Here is a 2463-nt window from a genome sequence, read left to right as displayed (position 1 = left end):
CAGGGCTACACCATGGACCCCTACGCCCCGTTCGGCGGCGTCAAAGGCAGCGGCTACGGTAGGGAGTTGGGCCGCGAAGGCATCGAAAGCTACCTCGACACCAAATCGATCTCAGTGGCCGGCCCGGCGGCGCGCAAGTCGTAGTTTTCGGGCTTCGGCCTGGCGAGCATGGCACGGTGTCGAGCCGGTGTGAACGGCCACACCTCGGGCAGACCGTTCTTGCCGAGATACCAGCTGTCACACCCCGTGGTCCACACAGTGTCCGACATGGCCGCCGTCAGGGCGGCGTTGAACGCCTGGGTTGCCTCTTCCGTCGGCTCCACGGTGTCGAACTCACTACGCTGCCAACGCTTTATCCAACCCAGGATGTGCTCGGCCTGCGATTCAGCGACTGCAGTCAACGGGAAGTTGCCGACCGGGCTGTGCGGGCCCAGCAGCATAAAAAAGTTCGGAAACCCAGGCAGGGCAACGGTTTCGAAAGCGTGCGGTCCTTCGCGCCAGGCATCGTCGAGGCGGAGGCCTTCGCGGCCGATCACCCGCATGGGACGCATGTAGGCGTGCGCGTCGAATCCGGTTGCCAGCACGATCACATCGGTCTCGTGCATAACTCCGTCATCGGTGACGATGCCGCGTGATTCGACGTGGTCGATCCGAGCAGTGACGAGCTCGACGTCATCGCGCTGCATCGCGCGGTAGAACCCACCGGAAATCACCAGCCGCTTGCACATAGGTGTGTAGTTAGGAGTCAGGGCCTTGCGCAGTTGCGGGTCACGCACCGTGCGCAGGTTCGCCCGGCAGAGCGCTGCCACGAACCGTCGACGCCAGCCCGGCTTGACCAACGCGGCCGAAAAGATCTCCATCGGTATCCGGTACCCGTGGTAGCCAAGATGATTCAGCCACGGAAAGGCCCGATGGGTGCGGTGCGTCAGTCGGGGGTAACGGGGATTGGGCATCGGCATGATCCACTGCGGGGTGCGTTGAAAAAGTGTCAGCCGGGCCGGGATGCCCGCGAGCCGACTGACGATCTGCACTCCTGTCGAGCCGGTCCCGATCACCGCGACCCGGCGGCCCCGCAGCTCGACGCTGTGGTCCCACCGCGCGGAGTGAAACACCGAACCCGAGAAGTCGCCGAGCCCCTGAATATCCGGAATCTTCGGGTGGTGCAGCACACCGGTCGCCGATATCAGGAAATCGACCCGAGTTTCCTTTCCATCGCTGGTGCGTACAATCCAACCTCGCCCATCGAATTGGGCGCTGACGACTTCGGTACGGAACCTGATCCGCTCGTACACGCCGGTTCGTTTGGCCACGTCGGTGAAGTACTCCTGGATCTCGTTCCCGGGTGAAAACAAGTGGCTCCAGCTAGGATTCGGCGCAAAGCTGAACTGGTAGAACCGCGAGGGCACATCGCAGGTCAGGCCGGGATACGTGTTCTCCCGCCAGGTGCCGCCGACCTCGTCGGCCTTCTCAAATAGCGTGACGTCGTCGATACCCGCCCGCTTCAGGGTGATTGCCGCGCAAATGCCGGACATTCCGGCTCCCGCAATCGCGACTGTCGGCTGGCGTTTCGTCATTCGACACCGCCTCCCACGTCGGCAAGCTACCGCCGAATCTGCCACACCGGGTCGGCGCAGTCGAGACCCTCGGCCGAGAGCTCGCGTTTGACAACCTTGAACGTTGCGGTCCGCGGCAGTGCCGTACAGATCCGCACATACGCCGGCCATTGCTTGGGCCCGAGGTCCGGCTGCTCGGCCAAAAACGCGCGGAACTTGTCGGCATCGAATTCCGCGCCCGGCGCCATCACCAGCGCCGCCGTCACCTGGTCGCCGACGGCAGGATCGGGCACCGCATACACCGCCACCTCGGTCACTTCGGGGTAGCGGGCCAGCACCCGCTCGATGGGCGCGGTGCCCAAATTTTCGCCGTCGACCCGCAACCAGTCACCGAGCCGGCCCGCGAAGTACACATATCCCTGCTCGTCGTGGTAGGCGAGGTCGCCGCTGTGGTAGGCGCCGCCGGCCATGCGCTGCGCGTTGGCCTCCGGATCGTTGTAGTAACCCTCGAAACGACCGGCCCCGGCGGTGTTCACCAGTTCACCGACCACGCCCGGCGGACACGGTTCACCGGTGTCGACGTCGACGATCTCGATGCCTTCGGGCAGGGGCCCCAGTGCACCCGGCGGTGTGTCCGGGGTACGGCTGATCGCCACCCCGCCTTCGGTCGAACCGAATCCGTCGATGACCACGCACCCGAATCGGCGGGCAAAGCGCTCGATGTCGCCCGGCGCGCCTTCGTTGCCGTACACCGCCCGCAGCGGGTTGTCGGCGTCGTCCGGGCGCTCCGGGGTGGCCAGCACATACGACAGCGGCTTGCCCACGTAGTTGGCGTAGGTGGCGTTGTAGCGGCGGACATCAGGGAGGAACTGCGACGCGGAGAACTTGCGCCGCAACACCATCGATCCGC

General features: G+C 65.1%; 3 protein-coding genes. 1 reads left to right on the top strand and 2 read right to left on the bottom strand.

The features are described from left to right. Window positions 1–144 (top strand): aldehyde dehydrogenase family protein (locus tag VFA16_RS21905; RefSeq protein WP_324969853.1); only part of this gene is annotated, 144 nt, incomplete at its 5' end. Here VFA16_RS21905 and VFA16_RS21900 read toward each other — a convergent pair. Further along, window positions 90–1574: an NAD(P)/FAD-dependent oxidoreductase gene (locus VFA16_RS21900; protein ID WP_324969852.1), complete on the bottom strand. Its 1485-nt coding sequence runs from the start codon at window positions 1572–1574 to the stop codon at window positions 90–92. The two genes, VFA16_RS21905 and VFA16_RS21900, sit on opposite strands and share 55 nt — an antisense overlap. Window positions 1575–1600: 26 nt before the next feature. After that, window positions 1601–2463: AMP-binding protein (locus VFA16_RS21895; RefSeq protein ID WP_324969851.1), on the bottom strand; the 863-nt coding region annotated here is incomplete at its 5' end.

The sequence above is a fragment of the Mycobacterium sp. genome (assembly GCF_035653355.1).
In the GTDB taxonomy this organism is placed as follows: Bacteria; Actinomycetota; Actinomycetes; order Mycobacteriales; family Mycobacteriaceae; genus Mycobacterium.
The sequence above is the reverse complement of the archived record's forward strand: the minus strand, read 5'-3'. Positions and strand labels throughout refer to the sequence as shown.